The organism is Micromonospora sp. CA-111912, from assembly GCF_050948415.1.
Lineage (GTDB): Bacteria > Actinomycetota > Actinomycetes > Mycobacteriales > Micromonosporaceae > Micromonospora.
On record NZ_CP192007.1, the window covers coordinates 4,052,668 to 4,073,761 of the forward strand.

General features: G+C 75.0%; 16 protein-coding genes. 9 read left to right on the forward strand and 7 right to left on the reverse strand.

All coding sequences use genetic code 11. The features are described from left to right. The first annotated feature begins 221 nt into the window (after positions 1-221). The 6 genes from lanKC to ACQPZO_RS16800 all read left to right on the forward strand — a co-directional run bounded on the left by lanKC (position 222) and on the right by ACQPZO_RS16800 (position 6,980). Entirely contained in the window at positions 222-2,864 is a 2,643-nt protein-coding gene (lanKC, locus tag ACQPZO_RS16775; protein WP_433342037.1) for a class III lanthionine synthetase LanKC, read from the forward strand. Between the two features lie 6 nt (positions 2,865-2,870). After that, positions 2,871-2,993: a SapB/AmfS family lanthipeptide gene (locus ACQPZO_RS16780; RefSeq protein ID WP_433342039.1), complete on the forward strand. Its 123-nt coding sequence runs from the start codon at positions 2,871-2,873 to the stop codon at positions 2,991-2,993. A 36-nt stretch (positions 2,994-3,029) separates the two neighbouring features. Then, positions 3,030-3,152: a SapB/AmfS family lanthipeptide gene (locus tag ACQPZO_RS16785; RefSeq protein WP_433342039.1), complete on the forward strand. Its 123-nt coding sequence runs from the start codon at positions 3,030-3,032 to the stop codon at positions 3,150-3,152. A gap of 59 nt (positions 3,153-3,211) precedes the next feature. Continuing rightward, positions 3,212-3,331 carry a SapB/AmfS family lanthipeptide gene (locus ACQPZO_RS16790; protein ID WP_117669281.1) on the forward strand — a complete coding sequence of 40 codons (120 nt, stop codon included), beginning with the start codon at positions 3,212-3,214 and terminating at the stop codon, positions 3,329-3,331. Between the two features lie 74 nt (positions 3,332-3,405). Continuing rightward, on the forward strand, positions 3,406-5,127 hold the full coding sequence (locus ACQPZO_RS16795; RefSeq protein WP_433342041.1) for an ABC transporter ATP-binding protein: 1,722 nt from the start codon (positions 3,406-3,408) through the stop codon (positions 5,125-5,127). After that, a complete protein-coding gene (locus ACQPZO_RS16800; RefSeq protein WP_433342043.1) occupies positions 5,124-6,980 on the forward strand; it encodes an ATP-binding cassette domain-containing protein in 1,857 nt (618 codons plus the stop codon). Before ACQPZO_RS16795 ends, ACQPZO_RS16800 begins: the two co-directional genes overlap by 4 nt. 101 nt (positions 6,981-7,081) lie before the next feature. On the opposite strand, the gene ACQPZO_RS16805 is transcribed toward ACQPZO_RS16800, so the two are convergent. From ACQPZO_RS16805 to ACQPZO_RS16835, 7 genes are all read right to left on the reverse strand, one after another. Then, positions 7,082-7,660, reverse strand: a complete 579-nt coding sequence (locus ACQPZO_RS16805; protein WP_433342045.1) for a response regulator transcription factor — start codon at positions 7,658-7,660, stop codon at positions 7,082-7,084. 123 nt (positions 7,661-7,783) lie between these two features. Continuing rightward, positions 7,784-8,389 (reverse strand): response regulator transcription factor, encoded by a 606-nt coding sequence (locus ACQPZO_RS16810; RefSeq protein WP_433342047.1) that lies wholly within the window; start codon positions 8,387-8,389, stop codon positions 7,784-7,786. 199 nt (positions 8,390-8,588) lie between these two features. After that, positions 8,589-9,872 (reverse strand): hypothetical protein, encoded by a 1,284-nt coding sequence (locus ACQPZO_RS16815; RefSeq protein ID WP_433342049.1) that lies wholly within the window; start codon positions 9,870-9,872, stop codon positions 8,589-8,591. Between the two features lie 238 nt (positions 9,873-10,110). Further along, complete coding sequence (locus tag ACQPZO_RS16820; RefSeq protein ID WP_433342050.1) at positions 10,111-14,664, reverse strand: HAMP domain-containing protein; 4,554 nt, start codon at positions 14,662-14,664, stop codon at positions 10,111-10,113. 144 nt (positions 14,665-14,808) lie between these two features. Next, complete coding sequence (locus ACQPZO_RS16825) at positions 14,809-15,267, reverse strand: ATP-binding protein (RefSeq protein WP_433342052.1); 459 nt, start codon at positions 15,265-15,267, stop codon at positions 14,809-14,811. A gap of 68 nt (positions 15,268-15,335) precedes the next feature. Further along, positions 15,336-15,950, reverse strand: a complete 615-nt coding sequence (locus ACQPZO_RS16830) for a DUF305 domain-containing protein (protein WP_433342054.1) — start codon at positions 15,948-15,950, stop codon at positions 15,336-15,338. Positions 15,951-16,059: 109 nt separating this feature from the next. Further along, complete coding sequence (locus ACQPZO_RS16835; protein WP_433342056.1) at positions 16,060-16,803, reverse strand: lytic polysaccharide monooxygenase; 744 nt, start codon at positions 16,801-16,803, stop codon at positions 16,060-16,062. Positions 16,804-17,582: 779 nt separating this feature from the next. Here ACQPZO_RS16835 and ACQPZO_RS16840 point away from each other — a divergent pair. From ACQPZO_RS16840 to ACQPZO_RS16850, 3 genes are read left to right on the forward strand one after another with little or no spacing between them, the layout of a single operon-like run. Continuing rightward, positions 17,583-18,938, forward strand: a complete 1,356-nt coding sequence (locus ACQPZO_RS16840; protein WP_433342058.1) for a DegT/DnrJ/EryC1/StrS family aminotransferase — start codon at positions 17,583-17,585, stop codon at positions 18,936-18,938. Next, a complete protein-coding gene (locus ACQPZO_RS16845; protein WP_433342060.1) occupies positions 18,935-20,140 on the forward strand; it encodes an MFS transporter in 1,206 nt (401 codons plus the stop codon). Before ACQPZO_RS16840 ends, ACQPZO_RS16845 begins: the two co-directional genes overlap by 4 nt. Beyond that, a complete protein-coding gene (locus tag ACQPZO_RS16850) occupies positions 20,137-21,090 on the forward strand; it encodes a sulfotransferase (RefSeq protein ID WP_433342062.1) in 954 nt (317 codons plus the stop codon). The genes ACQPZO_RS16845 and ACQPZO_RS16850 overlap by 4 nt, the downstream gene beginning before the upstream one ends. Positions 21,091-21,094: the final 4 nt, after the last annotated feature.

A 21,094-nucleotide genomic window follows, 5' to 3' on the forward strand; every position in this document is an offset into this window, starting at 1 on the left:
GCGTCGGCCGATTAGTCTTCTCGCGGCCCTGAAATTTCTCCGCCCCGGCCCCGGCGGTTTCCTTCCAGATCACACGGCCTCGCGCTGACTTTTGTCACCCCCGACCCGTGTAACACGCATTCTGCTTCGTGACTTAGGGCACTGGGTTCGGGCGGCCACCTCCACGAAACTCGATTCAACGCCGGAGAACGGAACCGGCCGGGATCGCGGAGGGGGCCACGGTGGACGAGCGCTACGACAACTACTGCGCCGCTGACCGGCTCTTCTACGACTCGCTCGGCAGCGCGGTCGCGCAGCCGGCCTTCGCCGCCGCCGAGCGGGACGTGCCGGCGGGCTGGCGCCGTGAGTCGCTCGACGACTGGCTGATCCACGCCCCGGAGGGCGGCTCGCTGCCGCAGCAGGGCTGGAAGATCCACGTGTCGGCCACCCTGGCCAACGCCGAGCGGGTGCTCGACGCCGTGTGGGCGTACTGCGTGCCGCGCGGGCTGTCGTTCAAGTTCCTGCGCGGCCCGCGCACCCTGCTGCTGCGCAACTCCAAGTACGCGTCCCGCTCGGCCAGCGGCAAGTTCGTCACCATCTACCCCCGGGACACCGCCGAGCTGGAGCTGGCCTGCAAGGAGCTCGACGCGCTGCTGGGCGGCGAGGACGGGCCGTACATCCTCAGCGACCTGCGCTACGGCGCCGGCCCGGTCCACGTGCGCTACGGCGGCTTCGCCCGCTGCTACTGCCTCTCCCCGGACGGGCAGGTGGTCCCCGCGATCGCCGACGGCACCGGCACGCTGGTGCCCGACCGCCGCGACCCCGTGTTCCACCTCCCGGACTGGGTCACCCTGCCGGACTTCCTCGCCCCGCACCTGGCCGCTCGCGGCGCCACCAGCACCACCGAGGTGCCGTACCGGATCGAGAAGGTCATCCACTTCTCCAACGGCGGGGGCCTGTACGTGGGCCGGGACCTGCGCACCGACACCGAGGTGGTGCTCAAGGAGGCCCGCCCGCACGCCGGCCTGGACGCCGACGGCATCGACGCGGTGGCCCGGCTGGAGCGGGAGGCCACCGCACTGCGCCGGCTCGCCGACCTGCCCCAGGTGCCCGCCGTGCACGACGAGTTCGCCCTCGGCGAGCACCGCTTCCTGGCCCTGGAGTTCATAGAGGGCCGGGCGCTGAACAAGGTCGTCGTCGACCGGTACCCGCTGATCGACGCCGACGCCACCGAGGCAGACCGGGCGGCGTACGCCGACTGGGCGCGGGACGTCCTGACGCAGGTCGAGGCGATCGTCGCCGCGATCCACGAGCGCGGCCTGGTCTACGGCGACCTGCACCTGTTCAACATCATGGTCCGCCCCGACGACCGGGTGGCACTGGTCGACTTCGAGGTCACCGCGCCGATCGAGGGGCACCGCCGGCCGGGACTGCGCAACCAGGGGTTCGCCGCGCCCGGCGACCGGACCGGCCCGGCAGTCGACCGGTACGCCCTGGCCTGCCTGCGCCTGGCGCTGTTCCTCCCGCTGACCCAGCTCGTCCGGATCGCCCCGGACAAGGCCGCGCACCTGGCCGACGTGATCGCCGAGAGCTTCCCGGTCCCCCGACCGTGGCTGGCCGAGGCGGTCGCCGAGATCACCGGGACCGCCGCGCCCACCGCTCCCGGCCGAGAGGCCGGTGCCGGGACCTCCGCGCCCGCCGCCGACCCGCGCCGGTACGACCTCGACGGCGACTGGCCCGACGTGCGACGGCGGATCGCCACCGCCATCCTCGCCAGCGCCACCCCGGACCGCGACGACCGGCTCTTCCCCGGCGACATCGCGCAGTTCCACACCGGCGGGCTCAACCTCGCCCACGGCGCCGCCGGGGTGCTGCACGCCCTGGCCGTCAGCGGCGCGGGCCGCCGACCCGAGTACGAGGACTGGCTGGTGCGGCGGGCCACCGCCCCCGCGTCCGGCACCCGGTTGGGCTTCTACGACGGCCTGCACGGGGTGGCGTACGCGCTGGAGCACCTGGACCGCCGGTCCGACGCCCTCGACGTGCTCGACATCTGCCTGCGCCAGCCCTGGGCCGAGCTGGACCTGAGCCTGGCCAGCGGCCTGTCCGGGATCGCACTGAACCTCGCCGAGCTGGCCGGGCGCACCGGGGAGACCGGGCTGCGCGACGCCGCCGACAAAATGACGGCGGCCGTCGTCGAACGGCTCGCCGACGATCCCGGCCCGGACATCAGCGGCGGACGCAACCCGTACGCGGGCCTGCTGCGCGGTCGTACCGGGCCGGCGCTGCTGCTGCTACGGCTGCACGAGCTGACCGGCGAGGAGGCCCTGCTGGATCACGCGGCCACCGCGCTGCGCCAGGACCTGCGCCGGTGTGTGGTGCGCCCGAACGGCGCGCTGGAGGTCAACGAGGGCTGGCGGACCATGCCGTACCTCGGGCAGGGCGGCGTCGGCATCGGGCTGGTGCTGGACCAGTACCTGCGCCACCGCGCCGACGAGCGGTTCGCCGAGGCGAGCGCCGGGGTACGCCGCGCAGCCCGGTCCCCGTTCTACGCCCAGTCCGGCCTCTTCGCCGGGCGGGCCGGGATCATCGCGTACCTGGCCACCCTGACCGACGACCCGGTGCAGCGCCGCGAGCTGGACGCGCAGTTGCGCCGCCTCGCCTGGCACGCCCTGCCGTACGGCGGCGGCACCGCCTTCCCCGGCGAGCAGCTCCTGCGGCTGTCCATGGACCTGGGCACCGGCTCCGCCGGGGTGCTGCTCGCGCTGGCCGCCGCGCGGCACGACGAGCCGGTGGACCTGCCCTTCCTCGCGCCGCTGGCCGGCGCGCCGAGACTCCCTCGCCTCGGCGAGGGCCACCCTGACCGCACCCACCACGGAAGGAGGTGATTTGACATGGCGCTCCTCGACCTCCAGGGCCTCGAGATGGCCCCGGCCGACCGCACCGGCGGCGGCGGCTCCAGCGCGAGCCTGCTGCTCTGCGGCGACAGCTCGCTCTCCATCACCACCTGCAACTGACCGCACCGCACCCACCACGCAAGGAGATGATTCAACATGGCGCTCCTCGACCTCCAGGGCCTCGAGATGGCCCCGGCCGACCGCACCGGCGGCGGCGGCTCCAGCGCGAGCCTGCTGCTCTGCGGCGACAGCTCGCTCTCCATCACCACCTGCAACTGACCGCACCGCACCCACCGCACCGACCACACCGCACCCACCACGGATGGAGGTGATTCGACATGGCGCTCCTGGACCTCCAGGGCCTCGAAATGGCCCCGGCCGACCGCACCGGCGGCGGCTCCAGCGCGAGCCTGCTGCTCTGCGGCGACAGCTCGCTCTCCATCACCACCTGCAACTGACCGGGTCGATCCGCGGCGCCCCGGGTGGACAGAACAAGTCCACCCGGGGCCGCCCGCCGTTCGAGGGGGAACCGATGCGCACGGGCGACGGGCTGTTGCGGCGGGTGGTCCGCGACGCCGGGGGATGGACGGCCGCGCTGGCTGCGGTCACACTGACCGGCGCCGTCGCCGAGCTGCTGCTGCCGGCGGTGCTCGGCCTCGCCGTCGACGCGGCGCTGACCGGCGGCACCCGGTGGTGGCCGGCCGCCGCCTGCGCCCTGGTCGTCGTCCTGGTCGCCACCGACACCCTCGGCGACCTGGCCAGCGGGTACGGCGCCGCCCGCGCCACCGCCCGGATCCGGACGCGCCTGCTGCGGCACCTGTTCGCCCTCGACGTGCGCACCGCCCGCCGGCACCCGGTCGGCGACCTGGTCGGCCGGCTGGTCGGGCAGGCCGCCGACGCCGGTCAGGCCGGCACCGCCGTCGTGCTCGGCGCGATCGCGGTGCTCCCCCCGCTCGGCAGCGTCGTCGCGCTCACCCTGATCGAGCCGGTGCTCGGGGTCACCCTGCTCGCCGGGCTCGTGCTGCTGGCCGGGCTGATGCGCGCGTTCGTCACCGATGCCTCGGCGGCCACCGCCGGCTACCAGAAGGCCCTGAACTCGATCGCCGGCCGGCTGCTGGAGTCCCTGGCCGGCGCCCGGACCATCGCCGCCGCCGCGACCCGCGGCCGGGAGGAGGTGCGGATCCTCGCCGCACTGCCGGAGCTTCGCGGGTACGGCCGGCGCGGCTGGGAGCTGCTGGCCCGGGCCAGCGCCCGCACCGCCGCCGTGGCGCCACTGCTGCAACTGAGCGTGGTCGCCGTCGGCGGGTACGCGCTGACCGCCGGCTGGCTCACCCCCGGCCAGCTCGTCTCGGCGGTCCGCTACGCGGCCACCGGCGCCGGTCTGGGCGCGGTGCTGGCCACCCTGAACCGCCTGGTGCGCAGCCGCTCCGGAGCGGCCCGGGTCGCCGAGCTGCTGGCGTACCCGGTGCCGGCCGACGGCGACCGGCCGCTGCCGCCGGGCCGTGGGGCGCTGCGGCTGAGTTCGGTGAGCGTGTACGCCGACGACGGCCGGCCCGTCCTCGACGGCGTCGACCTGACCGTCCCGGCCGGGGCCACGGTGGCCGTGGTCGGACCGTCCGGCGCCGGCAAGTCCGTCCTCGCCGCCGTCGCCGGACGGCTGCACGACCCGGACGCCGGCGAGGTGAGCCTCGACGGGGTGCCGCTGCCCCGGCTGCGCCCGGACGCCCTGCGCCGGGCCGTCGGGTACGCCTTCGACCGGCCGGCGCTGGTCGGTGCGACCGTGCACGACGCGATCGGGCTGGCCCTGCCCCCGGACGGGGCCGCGCCGCCAGCCGATGGCTCCCCAGCCACCCCCGCCGTACGGCGGGCCGCAGAGACGGCGGCGGTCGCCGACGTCGTCGACCGGCTGCCGGCGGGTTTCCGCACCCCGCTGGTTGACACGCCGCTGTCCGGCGGCGAGGCCCAGCGGCTCGGGCTGGCCCGGGCCTTCGCCGCGGCCGACCGGCTGCTGATCCTCGACGACGCCACATCCAGCCTGGACACCGTCACCGAACACCGGATCGCCCGGGCGGTGGCGGGGCAGCCGGGCGAGCGGACCCGGCTGGTGGTCACCCACCGGGTCGCCACGGCGGCGGGCGCGGACCTGGTCGCCTGGCTCGACGACGGCCGGCTGCGCGCCCTCGCCCCGCACCGGCGGCTCTGGGCGGACCCGGCTTACCGGGCGGTCTTCCACGCCGACGGGCACGGCGGATGAGCCGCCGGGGACTCGGTACCAGCCACCGGGGACGCCGGATCGATCCGGGCGCGCCCCGCCCCGGGGTGCGGCAGGTCACCTGGGCGGCGCTGCGGGCCCGCCGGCCGGTCGTGGCGCGGCTCGCCGGTTGGTCGGTCGTCGAGGCGTTGCCGGCGCTGCTCTCCGGCGCGCTGGTCGCGCGGGCGGTCGACGCGGGCTTCCTGGCCGGCCGGCCGGGCGTGGGCCTGGGCTGGCTGGGGCTGCTCGCCGGGGCGGTGCTCATCGGCGCGGTGGCGACCGGCAGGACGTACCGGAGCCTCGGCGCGGTGGTCGAGCCGTTCCGGGACGACCTCGCCGCCCGGGTGGTCCGGGCGGCCCTGCGGGACGCCACCCGGCCCGGCGGACGCGCGGACAGCGCCGCGGCGGCCCGGCTGACCCACCAGGTGGAGCTGGTCCGGGACACCTTCGCCGGCCTGCTGATGGTGACCCGGGGCTTCCTGTTCGCCGCCGGGGCGGCCCTGCTGGGGCTGGTCGCCCTGGACCCGGTGGTCGCGGCGCTGGTGGCCGCGCCCCTGGTCGCCGGGCTGGCCGTGTTCCTCGGTGCGCTGCCGGCGATGGCCGGGCAGCAGCGCCGGTACGTCCGCGCCGGCGAGGAGCTGGGCCGGGCCGGCGCGTCCGCGCTGTCCGGGCACCGGGACGTGCGGGCGTGCGGGGCGGCCGGGCGGGTCGTCGCCGACGTGGGCCGGCGGGTGGCGGACCAGGCCGTCGCCGAGCGCGTCCTGAGCCGGATGTCCGCCGTGCGCAGCCTCAGCCTCGGCGTGGGCGGCTGGCTGCCGCTGGCGGTGCTGCTGCTGGCCGCGCCCCGGCTGGTGGACCGGGGCCTGACCGCCGGCGCGTTGCTCGGCGCGCTGATCTACGTCTCCACCGGCCTGCAGCCCGCCCTGCACGCCCTGGTGCAGGGCCTCGGCGGCGGCGGTCTGCGCTACGTGGTCACCCTGGACCGCATCCTGCGGACCTGCCCGGACCCCACGGACGAGCCCGACTCCCAGCGCGGCGCCGCGCCGGCCGGCCGTCCGGACGAGCAGGCACCGGGAGCGCCGGACCCGGGCCCGCCGGCCGGGCCGGGCGGCACCGAACCGGCCGTGCGGGTGCGCGGGCTGACCTTCCGCTACGGCGCGGCGGCCCGGCCGGTGCTGGCGGACGTCACCCTGAGCCTGCCCGCCGGGGAGCACCTCGCCGTGGTCGGGGCGAGCGGGGCGGGCAAGTCCACCCTGGCCGCGCTGCTGTCCGGCCTGCTCGCCCCGCAGGCCGGCACGGTGCTCCTGGGCGGGGTTCCGGTGGCCGGCGCCCCGCCGGCCGCGCTGGCCCGGCTGCGGGTGCTGGTGCCGCAGGAGGCGTACGTCTTCACCGGCTCACTCGCCGACAACCTGCGCTACCTGCGCCCGGAGGCAGACGGCGGCACCATGTCGGACGCCGTCGACGCCCTCGGGGCCGGGGCGCTGGCAGCCCGGCTCGGCGGGCTGGACGGGGCGGTGACGCCCGGCGCGCTCTCCGCCGGCGAGCGGCAACTCGTCGCCGCGGTGCGGGCGTACCTGTCCCCCGCCCCGCTGGTGATCCTCGACGAGGCAACCTGTCACCTGGACCCGGCGGCCGAGGCGACGGTGGAGGACGCGTTCGCCCGCCGGCCCGGCACCCTGGTGGTGATCGCGCACCGGATCAGCTCCGCCGTCCGGGCCCGCCGGGTGCTCGTGGTCGACGGCGAGCGGCCGGTGGCCGGCACGCACGAGGAGTTGCTGGCCCGGTCGGCGGCCTACCGGGAGCTCGTCGGGCACTGGGACGACCGGCCCACGCCGGCACCGGCCCGGCAGGGCTGACGCACCCGCCCCGCCGCCGCGCCCGCCCCGCCCCGCTGCTCCGCTCGGCTCGGCTCCGTGAGCCGCCGCGCCTCCACGGCGGATCACGGGGCAGTCTCGGGTCAGATCCAGCCGGACTCGCGGGCCACCCGGACCGCCTCGACCCGGGTCCGGGCCCCGGTCTTGCGGGCGATCCGCCCGAGGTGGTTGCGGACGGTACCGTGCGAGAGCCGCAGCGACCCGGCCACCTCGGCGACCGGGGCGCCGGCGGCGGTCAACCGCAGCACCTCGGTCTCCCGTTCGGTCAACGGGCTGTCGGCGCCGAGCGCCGCCAGCACCAGCTCGGCGTCCACCACCGACTCGCGCCGGGCGAGCCGCCGGATCCCGTCGACCACCCGGTGCGGGGCCACGTCGCTGGCCAGGATGCCGACCGTCCGACCCGGGGAGAACACGCCGTACAGGCCCCGGGCCCGGCGGGGGTCGGCGAGCACCAGCAGGGGGCACCGCTCTGTCGCCGCGCCTTCGGTGATCAGGTCGAAGTCCACCACCGCGACGTCCGGCCGGCCGACGCGGACCGCCTGGCCGACCGCGTCGCCCCGGCCCACCTCCGCCACCACGTGGATGTCCTCTTCGGCGGCGAGAACGAGCGACAACGCGCCCCGAACCAAGGCACCGTCCAGGGCGAGCAGGGTACGGATCACGACGGACCTCTCCCGAACAGCTCCATTGATCACAGACAGTCAATATTCAAACACGTTACTGACGGGTCCGCTCGGTGAGCGGGCGGACCCGGGCACGCACCGTGCCGGGCCCGCCCGCGACGGCTACAGCCAGCCGTCCCGTTGCGCCAGTCGGACGGCCTCCATCCGGTTGCGGGCACCGGTCTTGTGCAGGATGGCCGACAAGTGGTTGCGCACCGTCCCATGGGCCAGGAAGAGCCGACGGGCGATCTCCTTGAGCGGCAGGCCCTCGGCCGCCACCCGCAGCACCTCCAGCTCCCGGCGGGTCAGCGGGTTGACCGGCGGGCTCAGCACGGCCACCGCGGCGGCCGGGTCGATGACCCGCTCACCGGCGGCGGTCGTCCGGACCGCGCGCACCAGCTCCGACAGTCCGGCGTTCTTGCTGACCAGGCCGCGCGCGCCGGCCGCCAGAGCCGCCTCGACCAGCGGCGGGCTCCAGCGGTGGCTTATCGCCAGCACGGCCGTTCCCGGGGCCTCGGCGGCCACCTTCGCCACCACCCATGCCGACTCGGGTACCTCCGGCTTCAGCTCCAGCACCAACACCTCGGGGTGCTCCCGGCGCAACACCCCCCACAACTCCCCGATGCCGGCGGCATCGGCGACGACCTCGATGTCCTCCTCGTTCGACAGCGCGGCGCACAGCGCGCTGCGCAGCAGTCCCATGTCCTCGGCCACGACGACGTGGATCACCACGTATCTCCGATCTCGGGTACGCGTCGCGCCGCCCGGACCACCCGGCTCGATGCCGGGGACGGGTACGGTGCGCGCGGGAACGGACAGCGTCGGCCCGGAGCGGCACCACGACGGGTGCTCACGGGCCACGGTGGGCCACGTCGGGCGGTCGGCACGGCAGGAGGCCGGCGACCGCGGGACGGGCCGGGCCGCAGGCTCAGCCGGGGCGGACGGTCACCGCCGGGGCACGGCCGTCGACCGGGACCGACGAGCGCGTGGTGCGCTCCCGGCCACCGGCGTACGACGGCCAGCGGGCGTCGTCGGCCGAGGCGGGCACGGGCCCGGAGGTGGCACGGGCGTCGTCGGCGCGCTCGGTGGCCGGCACCGACCGGCCGGGCCCGCCCGACGGCTGCGCCTCGGCCACCGTACCGACCTGCCCCGAGGCAGCCCGGGCCGCGCCGGGGACGGCCGGACCGGCCGTCCACCCGGTCGGCGACGCCGACGCCATGGCCAGCCCGGAGGACACGCCGCCGACCAGGCCAGGCGACGGCGTGGCGGGAACAGGGGCGGGGATGGGGGACGACGGCGCTCCGGGCTCGACCGGCCCGCCGGGGGAGGGCGCGGGACCGGCCGGTGGGGTCGCGGGCCCGGGTGGGCCCGCCGGGTCGGCCGGCAAACCCGGCAGCGCCGGCAGACCCGGCAGACCCGGCAGCGCCGGCAGCGCCGGCAGCAGCGGGGTGAGCAGCTCGTCGACCAGCACCAGAACCGGGGGCAGGACCTGCTTCGCCGCCCCCGTGACGGGGGCGGTGACCAGCCCGGCCAGGGCGGTCGTGAGGCTCCCGACGGGCACCGGCAGGCGGAAGTCCGGCCGGGCCGCTCCGGCGCCGGCCGTCGACGCCGCACCGGACCCGGGACGCGTCTCGGGCACCGACGCCGCACCGGACCCGGGACGGGCCTGGGGCCGCGACGGCTCGGCGGACCCGGGACGGGCGTCAGGCGACGCGGGCCGAGCCGGGCCGGAGGCGTCGGGCGACGCGGGCCGGGTCGGGTCGGAGGCGTCGGGCTCCGCCGGACGAGGAGTTGCCGGCGGACGCGACGTCGCCATCGGCAGTGGCACGGTGGGCCGGGCGACGAGGCGGCCCGGACGGGAGGTGCCGGGCCGACCGCCGTCGGAGTGGCCCCGGGCGGGGTCGCCATGGTGGGGATCGGCGGTCCGGGCGTGGTCGGCGCGGGTGGGCAGGATGCCGTCGAGGACACCGGCCAGCGGGCCGGCCGATCGGGGCGGCCCGCCGGGGTGCGCAGCAGCCGGAGGCCGGCCGCCGTCGTGCGCGGCGGCCGGGCCGGCGAGCAGCACGGCCGCGACGATTCCGGCACCCGTAGCGGCCAGCAGCAGCGCGATCCGCCGTACGATCCGGGCCGCCCCCGTGACCGGGGAGACGCCGACGCGGCGCGCCGACGCGGTCACCACGGCCGGCGCGGAGCGGACAGCGGGACAACGCACGCGGACAGCCCTCCTCCTCGATGACGTCGACACATCGTAACGATGCCGTCACCCCCACGCATCCCCCGGCCGGCCCGGTCCTGCCGGGCGAGCCGGTCGGTCACCCCGGCCGGAAGATGACCGCGCAGGGCGGCGAACCGGGCCACCGTGAGGTAAGGCGGGTCGACCCCTGCGGCCGGCGGAACACCGTCGGTCCGGCCGACCGCGGGTCAACGTACGGACGGGGTCGGGTCGGGGGTCAGGTGTCGAGCCAGCGGTGGATGCAGTGCAACAGGTCCTCGGCGTCCACCGGCTTGGTGACGTAGTCGCTGGCTCCGGAGGTGATGCTCTTCTCCCGGTCACCGTGCATCGCCTTGGCGGTCACGGCGATGATCGGCAGGTCGGCGTAGCGCGGCATCGCCCGGATGGCGGCGGTGGCTGTGTACCCGTCCATCTCCGGCATCATCACGTCCATCAGCACCAGGTCGATGTCGTCGTGGCGCATCAGGGTCTCGATGCCCTTGCGGCCGTTCTCGGCGTACACCACGTCGAGCCCGTGCAGCTCGAGGATGTTGGTCAGGGCGAAGACGTTGCGGGCGTCGTCGTCGACCACCAGGACCTTGCGCCCGGCCAGTCCGGCGACGCCGGCCCAGGGCGCGTCGGCCTCCTGGGCCGGCCGGCCCAGCGGCACCACCCGCTCGGGTACGTCCACCGACAGGTGCAGGGCGATCCGCTCGCGCAGGTCGTCCAGGCTGGCGACGATCTCCAGGGGGCGGCCCCCGGCCGTCGCCCGGAGCAGGGCCTCCTGCCCGGGTGCCAGCGGTCGCGCGTGATATGCCAGCACCGGCACGCCGCCGTTCACGGCGTCGTCGTGCAGCGCCCTGAGCAGCACGGTGCCGCTGTCGTCCGGCAGGTCCAGGTGGACCACGAGGCAGCGGTGCCGGCGGCCGGCCACGGCCTCCAGCGCCGAGGGGGCGTCCAGGACGGTCGTCACCTCGACCGGTGGGAGGCCGTCGGCCAGCCCGGCCGCGACGCCGTGGACCAGCATGGTCAGCAGCCCCTTGTCGTGGTGTTCGAGGACGAGGACGCGCCGCTCGTCCGCCGGGGGCGGGCCGGTCGGCAGCCCGAACGGGCCGGACACGGCGGCGAGGTCGCGCGCGACCAGGGCGGCGAGGGACATCGGGGGGCCGGCCGGGGCCAACACGCCGGTGGGTACGGCCGAACCGGGCACGGTGGCCGGCAGGTAGAGGGTGAACGTGCTGCCCCGCCCGAGGACGCTGCGCGCGGTGATCCGGCCGCCCAGCAGGTGGGCGATCTCCCGGCTGATCGACAGACCCAGCCCGGTCCCGCCGTACCGGCGGCTGGTGGTGCCGTCGGCCTGCTGGAAGGCGTCGAAGATCGCGGTGAGGTGCTGCTCGGCGATGCCGATGCCGGTATCGACGACTCGGAAGGCCAGCACCGTCTCCCCCGGCGTGAACTGCTCGGGCAGCTCTTCCGGGCGGGCCCGCTCGATGCGCAGTTCCACCCGGCCGTGCTCGGTGAACTTGACGGCGTTGGAGACGAGGTTGCGCAGCACCTGCCGCAGCCGCTGCTCGTCGGTGTGCAGCCGCTGCGGCACGTCCGGCGCGGTGCTGATCTCCAACGCCAGGCCGCGCGGCGTGGTCAGCGGGCGGAACGTGGCGTCGACGTAGTCGCGCAGCACGCCCAGCTCGAACGTCTCCGGGTTGATGTCCATCTTGCCGGCCTCCACCTTGGACAGGTCGAGGATGTCGTTGATCAGTTGGAGCAGGTCGGTGCCGGCGGAGTGGATGACGGTGGCGTATTCGACCTGCTTGGCGGTCAGGTTGCGGTTCGGGTTCTGGGCCAGCAGTTGGGCCAGGATGAGCAGCGAGTTCAGCGGGGTACGCAGCTCGTGGCTCATGTTGGCGAGGAACTCCGACTTGTACTTCGAGGCCAGCGCGAGCTGCTGGGCGCGGGCCTCCAGCTCCTGGCGGGCCTGCTCGATCTCGGAGTTCTTGGTCTCGATGTCGTGGTTCTGCCGGGCCAGCAGCGCCGCCTTGTCCTCCAGGTCCGCGTTGGAGCGCTGGAGTTCCTCGGAGCGGGCCTGGAGTTCCTCCGAGCGGGCCCGAAGCTCGGCGGCGAGGCGCTGCGACTCGGTGAGCAGCACGTCGGTCCGGGCGTTGGCGACGATGGTGTTGACGTTGACGCCGATGGTCTCCATGAGCTGGTCGAGGAAGTCCCGGTGCGCCTCGGTGAACCGGCTCATGCTGGCCAGCTCGATGACGCCGAGCACCTGGTCCTCGAACAGGATCGGGAGCACCACCAGGTGCAGCGGTGCGGCGGCGCCGAGGCTGGAGGAGACGGTGACGTAGTCGGCCGGGACGGCGTCCACCACGATCGCCCGCTTGCTCACCGCGGCCTGCCCGACGAGGGACTCGCCGAGGGTGTACCGGCGGCCGGAGGCCCGGTGGCCGTAGCCGCCGACCACCCGCAGGGTGGGGGTGTCCCCGGTCTCCTCCACCAGGAGGAAGGTGCCGAGCTGTGCGGAGACCAGCGGGGCCAGCTCGTCCATCACCAGCCCGGCGACCACCTCCAGGTCCCGGTGGCCCTGCATCAGGCCGGAGATCCGGGCGAGGTTGGTCTTCAGCCAGTCCTGCTCCTGGTTCATCCGGGTGGTCTCGCGCAGCGACTCCACCATGGAGTTGATGTTGTCCTTGAGCTCGGCCACCTCGCCGGAGGCGTCCACGGTGATCGAGCGGGTCAGGTCGCCGGTGGCCACCGCGCTGGTCACCTCGGCGATGGCCCGGACCTGCCGGGTGAGGTTGCCGGCCAACTCGTTGACGTTCTCGGTGAGCCGCTTCCAGGTGCCGGAGACGCCCTCCACCTCGGCCTGGCCGCCGAGCCGGCCCTCGCTGCCCACCTCCCGGGCCACCCGGGTCACCTCGGCGGCGAACGACGACAACTGGTCCACCATCGTGTTGATGGTCGTCTTCAGCTCCAGGATCTCGCCGCGGGCGTCGACGTCGATCTTCCGGGTCAGGTCGCCCTGGGCGACGGCGGTGGTCACCTGGGCGATGTTGCGGACCTGGCCGGTGAGGTTGTTCGCCATCGAGTTGACGTTGTCGGTGAGGTCCTTCCAGGTGCCGGCCACGTTGGGCACCCGGGCCTGACCGCCGAGCCGGCCCTCCGTGCCCACCTCCCGGGCCACCCGCGTCACCTCGTCGGCGAACGCGCCGAGGGTGTCGACCATGGTGTTGATGGTCTGGGCGAGCACGGCGACCTCACCCTTGGCCTCCACCGTGATCTTGCGGCTCAGGTCGCCCTGGGCCACCGCCGTGGCGACCAGGGCGATCGAGCGCACCTGGTTGGTGAGGTTGTTCGCCATCTCGTTGACGTTGTCGGTGAGGTCCTTCCAGGTGCCGCCGACGTTGGAAACCCGGGCCTGACCGCCGAGCCGACCCTCCGTGCCCACCTCCCGGGCCACCCGCGTCACCTCGTCGGCGAACGCGGAGAGCTGGTCGACCATCGTGTTGATGGTCTCCTTGAGGGCCAGGATCTCGCCCCGGGCGTCGACCCGGATCTTCTGGGTCAGGTCGCCCTTGGCCACGGCTGTGGTCACCTCGGCGATGCTGCGGACCTGGGCGGTGAGGTTGTCGGCCATGACGTTCACCGACTCGGTGAGGTCCTTCCAGGTGCCCGAGACACCCTTGACGTCGGCCTGGCCGCCGAGCCGACCCTCCGTGCCGACCTCCCGGGCCACCCGGGTCACCTCGTCGGCGAACGACGACAGCTGGTCCACCATCGTGTTGATGGTGTTCTTCAGCTCCAGGATCTCCCCGTGCGCGGTGACGGTGATCTTCTGCGACAGGTCGCCCCGGGCCACCGCCGTGGCCACCTGGGCGATGCTGCGCACCTGGTCGGTGAGGTTGACCGCCATCGAGTTCACCGAGTCGGTCAGGTCCCGCCACGTCCCGGCGACGCCGCTGACCTGGGCCTGGCCGCCCAGCCGGCCGTCGGTGCCGACCTCCCGGGCCACCCGGGTCACCTCGTCGGCGAACGACGAGAGCTGGTCCACCATCGTGTTGATGGTGCTCTTGAGTTCGAGGATCTCGCCCCGGGCGTCCACGGTGATCTTCTGCGACAGGTCGCCCCGGGCCACCGCCGTGGTGACCTGGGCGATGTTCCGCACCTGGCTGGTCAGGTTGCCGGCCATGAAGTTCACCGAGTCGGTCAGGTCGCGCCAGGTGCCGGCCACCCCGGGCACCTCGGCCTGGCCGCCGAGCCGGCCCTCGCTGCCGACCTCCCGGGCCACCCGGGTCACCTCGTCGGCGAACGACGAGAGCTGGTCCACCATCGTGTTGATGGTCACCTTCAGCTCCAGGATCTCGCCCCGGACGTCCACGGTGATCTTCTGCGACAGGTCGCCCCGGGCCACCGCCGTGGCCACCTCGGCGATGTCGCGCACCTGGTCGGTGAGGTTGCCGGCCATGGCGTTCACCGAGTCGGTGAGGTCCTTCCAGGTGCCCGACACCCCGGGCACCTCGGCCTGGCCACCGAGCTGGCCCTCGGTGCCCACCTCACGGGCCACCCGGGTCACCTCGGAGGTGAACAGCGAGAGCTGGTCGACCATGCCGTTGAACACGGTGGCGATCTCGCCGAGCAGGCCGTCACCGTCCTCCGGCAGCCGGGTGCCGAAGTCGCCGTCGCGCACCGCGGTCAGGCCCGCCAGCAGCTGCCGCAGGCCCGGGTCGGTCACCGACCCGGCCGGACCGGGAGGCGTACCACCACGTCGTACCGCCGACCGCTCGACCATCGCAACCCCCCGGAACCGACCCGCCGGGTGAACGGCCCGACGGCGACGACAGCAAACCGGGCCAGTATGCACGTGACGGCGTACGGGCGGTGAGCAGTGGCCCTCCGGCGGCTCAGCCCGGGCAGGTTCGGGGCGGGGGCGTGGTCACCGCCCCGGGCCCGCCGGGGTGGCCAGCCGGGCGCTGACCCGGACGGTCGTGCCCCGGCCGTCGGCGCGGATCTCCAGGCCGTCGGTGAGCTGCTGGGCGAGCCACAGGCCGCGCTGACCGACCTCGTTCGGCGCGGGGAGCGCGACCCGCACGTCGCCGAGGCCCGGGCCGTCGTCGGTGATCTCGCACGTCAGCAGGTCGCCGTCGCGGCGCAGTCGTAGTTCGCCGCTGCCCCCGCCGTGCCGGACGACGTTGGCGACCAACTCGTGCACCGCCAGCACGAAGTCGTCCAGGGCCACGCCGGCCAGTCCGGCCGCGCCGGCCGCGGCGGCGACGGCGTGGCGCAGCGCCGTCACCTGCCCGGCGGCGATGGTCTGCGCCAACAGCGTCGACTCGGTACCCGCACGGGACGCGCCGGCTTCCGAGCCGCCACCGTCACCCGCATCGCTGATCATGGCCGGGACCGTACACGGCCCGCACCCGTCCGGGGCGTACCCCTGGTGGATCTTCCGGCGGCCCGCGCTCAGCCGGCCCGGGTCGTGGGCAGCCGGGACATCAGTTGGATCTGGGCGGTCCGGGACCGTTCGATTCGGTCGGCGAGGTCGCGTACCCCGGTGCCGACCGCCGCCGGCCGGTGCGCGCGGGCCAGCGCGGCGGCCCGGCGCTGGTGGGCGGTGAGCACGTCGACGAGCACGGCGTCGAACCGGTCGGCGGGCGCGGAGCGCAGCCGGGCGAGGTCCGCGTCGGCGGTCGGCGACCCGCCGGGGTGCGCGTGGTGCCCGGCGTTCCCGTCGTCGTCGGGCGGGGTCGCGGCGGCCAGCCAGCGCCGCATGGTGGCCAGCTCGTCGGCCTCGGTCGCGTCGACGGCGGCGACCAGGGTGCGCAGCTCGGCGTCGGTGACCCGGCCCGTCGCCTCGGCGGCGATCACCCGGGTCCGATCGTGGTGGGCCACCATGGCCGTCAGGAACGGCACGTCCGCCGGGTCGGGCCGGGCCGACCCGGCGGCGGGCGGCGCGCCGGTCCCGCCGGAGGCCGGAGCGGGGACGGCGGGCGCGGCGCAGCCGGCGACCGCGAGGAGCGCGGCGAGCGGGAGCGCCGCGAGGCGGCGGCGCACGCCGTGGACTGCGTCGGGTCTCATGGTGCCGTGGCCTTCCGTGCTCGGCGGGTGTGGCCCGGGACCGGACCACACCCGTGGCTTCTCCGTGCTGGGCGGGTGTGGCCCGGGACCGGGCCACACCCGGGGCGGATCAGAGCCGGGTCCAGAGCGCCGGCACGTTCGGCGGCTCCCAGCCGGGCAGGGCGGTGTGCGGCTGCGTGCACCGGTACGTCGCGCCGCCGTAGGTGACCTGGTCACCCGCCCGGTACGCCTGCCCGGCGGTCCAGGTGCCGGACGGGGCCGGGGTGGTCGGAGCGGGCGTGGTCGGGGTCGGCGTGGGGGTCCGCGTCGGCGACGTGGTGGGGGTGGGCGTCGGGTTGCCGCCCCCGCCGATCTGGAGGTCCACGCAGGAGTAGAAGGCGTTGGCGGTGTCGGAGATGTTCCAGATGGCGAGCAGCTTCTGCCGCCCCGAGTACCCGCCCAGGTTGACGGTGTGCGAGACGGTGGCGCCCGGCTGCTGCCCGCCCCCGTTGACCACGGCGACCCGGGTGCCGCCGATCCAGTACTCCCAGTTGCTGGTGGCGTGCCGGGCGGTGTTGGTCCAGGTGAAGGTCGCCGAGCTGCCGACCGAGGTGGCCGGCCAGCTCCGGGAGTCGTCGTTGAGGACGGCGAACTGGCTGATCCCGGCGTGGCAGCTGCGCAGCCCTTTCGGGCCCTCGACGCTCTGCGGCTCGTACTTGATCTGGCCGCAGTCGGGCACCCGGTTCTGGGCGCAGAGCGCCTGCCGGCTCGGCGGACCGGAGATGTACCCGTGTGCCTGCGCTGGTACCGCGACGGCCAGCGAGGCGATGACGGCGCCCACCGACGCGAGCGGAAGGACGACTGTTCGACGCATGCGAATGCTCCTTCGGGTCGAAGCGGGCGTCGGCGCACCGCCGAGCTGGGGGAACGCGCCCGCCAGGGGGATGCGATGAACATAAAGTAAACATTCTTAACAGTAAATACCCCCGGCGGAAAACATCCGGGCGACCCGCGTCCGCCGCCCCGTCGTCGCCCCGCACGGGGCGGAGCGGCCGGGCCGCAGGATCCGTCGCCCCGGGCCACGGAGGCCGACCCGGGCCGCATTCGGCGAGGTCAGCGGCAATCCATTCCGCAGCGGCAGCTCATATCTCCGGTTCCGCTCGGACAAATTGCCATTGACGGCTGTTGACCGATTTGAGCACGCGCCGCAGGTCGACGGAGACCAAAAGGATGCTTTTCCGATAGGGAATTCGTAGTTATCGGGGGTGGCGGGAATCGGCCATCCGACTCGCCGGAGGAAAAGCACGGAGGGTGACAATCGGCCCCGCGACCGAAGGCCGCCCGACACGCATCGATCCAGCCCAAGGCGCCGCCCAGGTCAGTCGACCCAGCAGGGCGGCAACCGGCGGTCACGACGGGTCGCCCACCGCCGCGCCGGGCAAGCAGATTGCAGAATGCACGGGTTGACGCGCCGCACCCCCACGACAATCATTGCTGTCACTGGACGGCGATTATCGCGATTCCGGATAGACGACGTTTCCCCACGTCAGGTGGGTTTATTCGCCGCATCCGCAGAACGCGCGATCGCCGTTGGCGTCCAGTCAGGAAATACGCCATCGGAACACCCGCCAGCAACGAGCGAGGAGCCAGCCGGTGAAGGGGAACGACGAAGCTCCCGCGCCGCCCCGGCCACTGCCGGCGGCGCGCCACGACCGACCGGAGGACCGCCTCGCCCTGCACGGCGGCGCGCCGGTCCGCCGCACCCCCTGGCCCACGTACGACAAGGGCGCCGTCTTCGTCCATCCCGAGGACGAGGAGGCGGCCTGCCGGGCCGTCCGCAGCCACCTCTACTTCCGCTACGACCACCGGCCGCAGCACGAGACGGAGTGCGGCCGGTTCGAGGACGAGCTGTGCCGCTTCTTCGGCACCCGGCACGCCCTCGCGGTGTCCAGCGGCACCGCCGCCCTGGCCCTGGCCATCATGGCCGCGCGGGTGCCCCCGGGCGCACTGGTCGCCTGCCCCGGGTTCACCTTCGTCGCCACGCCGAGCGCCATCGTCATGGCCGGGTGCCGGCCGTTCCTGGTCGAGGTGGACCAGGATCTGCGGATGGACATCGACGACCTGCGGCGCCGCTGGGACCCCCGGATCGGCGCGATCCTCGTGGTGCACATGCGCGGCTTCGCCGCCGACGCCGAGGCGCTGGCCCGGTTCGCCACCGAGATGGGGGTGCCGCTGATCGAGGACGCGGTGCCGGCGCTGGGCGCCGAGCTCAACGGCCGCAAGCTCGGCACGTTCGGGGCCGCCGGGGCGTTCAGCACCCAGTCCGACAAGGCGCTCAACAGCGGCGAGGGCGGCTTCCTGGTCACCGACGACCGGGAACTGTACGCCCGCGCGGTGGCGCTGTCAGGGGCGTACGAGGGGCGGTTGCGGCGGCACTTTCCCGACGGCGAGGCGCCGTTGACCGGCCTGGACCTGCCCCTGCTGAGCCTGCGGATGGACGAGATCCGGGCCGCGCTGCTGCACGCCGAGATGGCCCGGCTGCCGGAGCGGCTGCGGCTGTTCCACCGCAACTACGGGTACGTCGCCGCCGCGCTGGCCGACCTGCCGGGCATCGCGATCCGCCAGCCGGTCGCCCCCGGGGCGTACCTCGGTGAGGCGTTCGTGTTCCGGGTGCCCGGCGGCGACGCCGGCTGGTTCGCCCGCGCGCTGTGCCGGGAGGGCGTCGACGCGCGCAACATCGGCGCCGACGACGACCTCAACGTCCGCGCGTTCTGGAACTGGCGGTTCGTGTACGACACCGACGACCTCGACGAGATCCGGGCGATGCTGCCGCGCACCGCCGGGTACCTGCGGGAGGCGGTGGACGTGCCGCTGTCGTCCAGCCTGACCCTCGACGACTGCGACGACCTGGTGCGGGCGGTCCGCAAGGTGGCCGCCGCCGCGCCCGCCGAGCACCCCGTGCCCGCCGGACCCGCGTCGGCCGGGCCGGCGGAGCCGGTGCGCCGATGACGGCCGCTCCGACCCGCGCCGTGCCGCGCCCGGCCCTGGTGGGCATCTTCGGCGGGCTCTTCGCCGGCTACCTCGGCCTCACCGCGGTGCTCCCGGTGCTGCCCGGGTTCCTGCGCGACCGGCACGACGCCGGGGACCTGGTGGTCGGGCTGGTCGTCACGGTGACCGCGGTGACCGCGCTGCTGGTCCGGCCGGTCGCCGGTGCGCTGGCCGACCGGTACGGCCACCGCACCGTGATGCTCACCGGCGCCCTCGTGGTGGCCTGCGGCGGGCTGCTCTACTTCCTGCCGCTCACCGTTCCGGTGCTGGTGGCGGTGCGGCTGCTGCTCGGCGCCGGCGAGGCCGCCCTGTTCACCGCCGGGGCGGTGTGGACGGTGGCGCTGGCCCCGCACCACCGCCGCGGCCAACTCATCGGCCTGTACGGGATGAGCATGTGGGGCGGCATCTCCGCCGGTACCTTCCTCGGCGCCACCCTGCAGCAGGTCTCCTTCACGGCGGTCTGGGCGCTCGCCGCCGCCGCTCCCCTGCTGGCCGCCGCGCTGGTGGCCATGGTCCCGGTCCAGCCCCGGGATCCCGCCGCCGCACCGGCGAAGGGCGGTGGCGGGCTGCTGCTGCGCCCGGCGCTGCTGCCCGGCACCGCGCTCGCCCTCGGCGCCGCCGGGTACGCCGGCCTGGCCGCGTTCATCGTGCTGCACCTGGACGCGCGCGGGATCGGCTCCGGCGTGGTGGTGCTGAGCTGCTTCAGCGCCGTGTACGCGCTCACCCGCCTGGTCATCGGCCACCTGCCGGACAAGCTCGGCCCGCGCCGGGTGGCGGCCTGGTCGGCGGCCGGCGAGGCGGTCGGCCTGGTGATCATCGCGGTGGCCCCGAACCTGCCCGTCGCCGTGGCCGGCGGCGTGGTCACCGGCGTCGGGTTCTCCCTGCTGCACCCGTCGCTGGCGCTGATGGTGATGAACCGGGCCGAGCCGGCCCGGCAGGGGGCGGCGATCGGGGCGTACACCTCGTTCTGGGACCTGGGGCTGGCCGTGTGGGGGCCGGTGACCGGCCTGGTCGCGGCGACCCTCGACTACCCCGCCGTGTTCGGCGTCGGCGCGGCCTGCGCCGTCGCGGCGGCGGTGCTGGCGGTGTGGATCGGCCGCCCGGCGGCCGGTCCCGGCACCGACCGGCCCGCAGGACGAGAGACGGAGGCCCGCGCGGCATGAGCGACCTGACCGTCCTGTGCGTCACCGGCTGGTGCCGCAACGGCAGCACCATCATCGGCAACGTGCTCAACGAGGTGCCCGGCTTCTTCCACGTCGGCGAGCTGCACTTCCTATGGGGGAACTCCACCGGCCGGGGCGTCAACGACCTGTGCGGCTGCGGCGTCCCGCTGACCGCCTGCGACATCTGGTCGCGGGTGCTGCCGGTCGGCCGCCCGGCGGGGATGACGCCGGACGCGCACGCCGCGGCGGTGATCGGCCGCCAGCGGTCCCGGGTACGCACCCGGCACACCTGGCGGGTGCTGCGCCGGGGCCTGCACGACGACGAGATCCGCGCGCACGCCGACCTGATGGGCGAGGTCTACCGGGCCGCCGCCGAGCGCACCGGAGCGCACACCATCGTGGACACCACGAAGATCCCCGGCGAGGCCGCGCTGCTGCCGTACGTCGCGGGGATCACCCCGTACTACGTGCACCTGGTCCGCGACCCGCGCGCGGTGGCGCACTCCTGGCGGGAGCCGAAGCAGTACGTCTACGCGATGTCGGCGGCGCGCAGCACCGCGTACTGGCACGGGTTCAACCTGGCCTCGGCGGCGATCACCCGGCGGTTCCCCGAGCGGTCGACGCTGCTGCGCTACGAGTCGTTCACCGCCGACCCGGCCGGCACCGTCGACGCGCTGCTGCGGCTCTGCGGGGCCGACCCGGCCGGCAACCCGGTGCGCGGACGGACCGTCGAGCTGCACACCAACCACACGGTGACCGGCAACCCGGACCGGTTCCGCACCGGGGTCACCGTCATCCGGGACCGCGACGACTCCTGGCGGAGCACCCTGTCCCGGGCGGACCGGCTGGCCGCGACGGCCCTGGCCCAGCCGCTGTTCGCCCGCTACGGCTACCGGTCCGCCCCGCGCGGGGCGGACCGACTGTCACCGACCAACGGATCAGGGAGGTAACGAG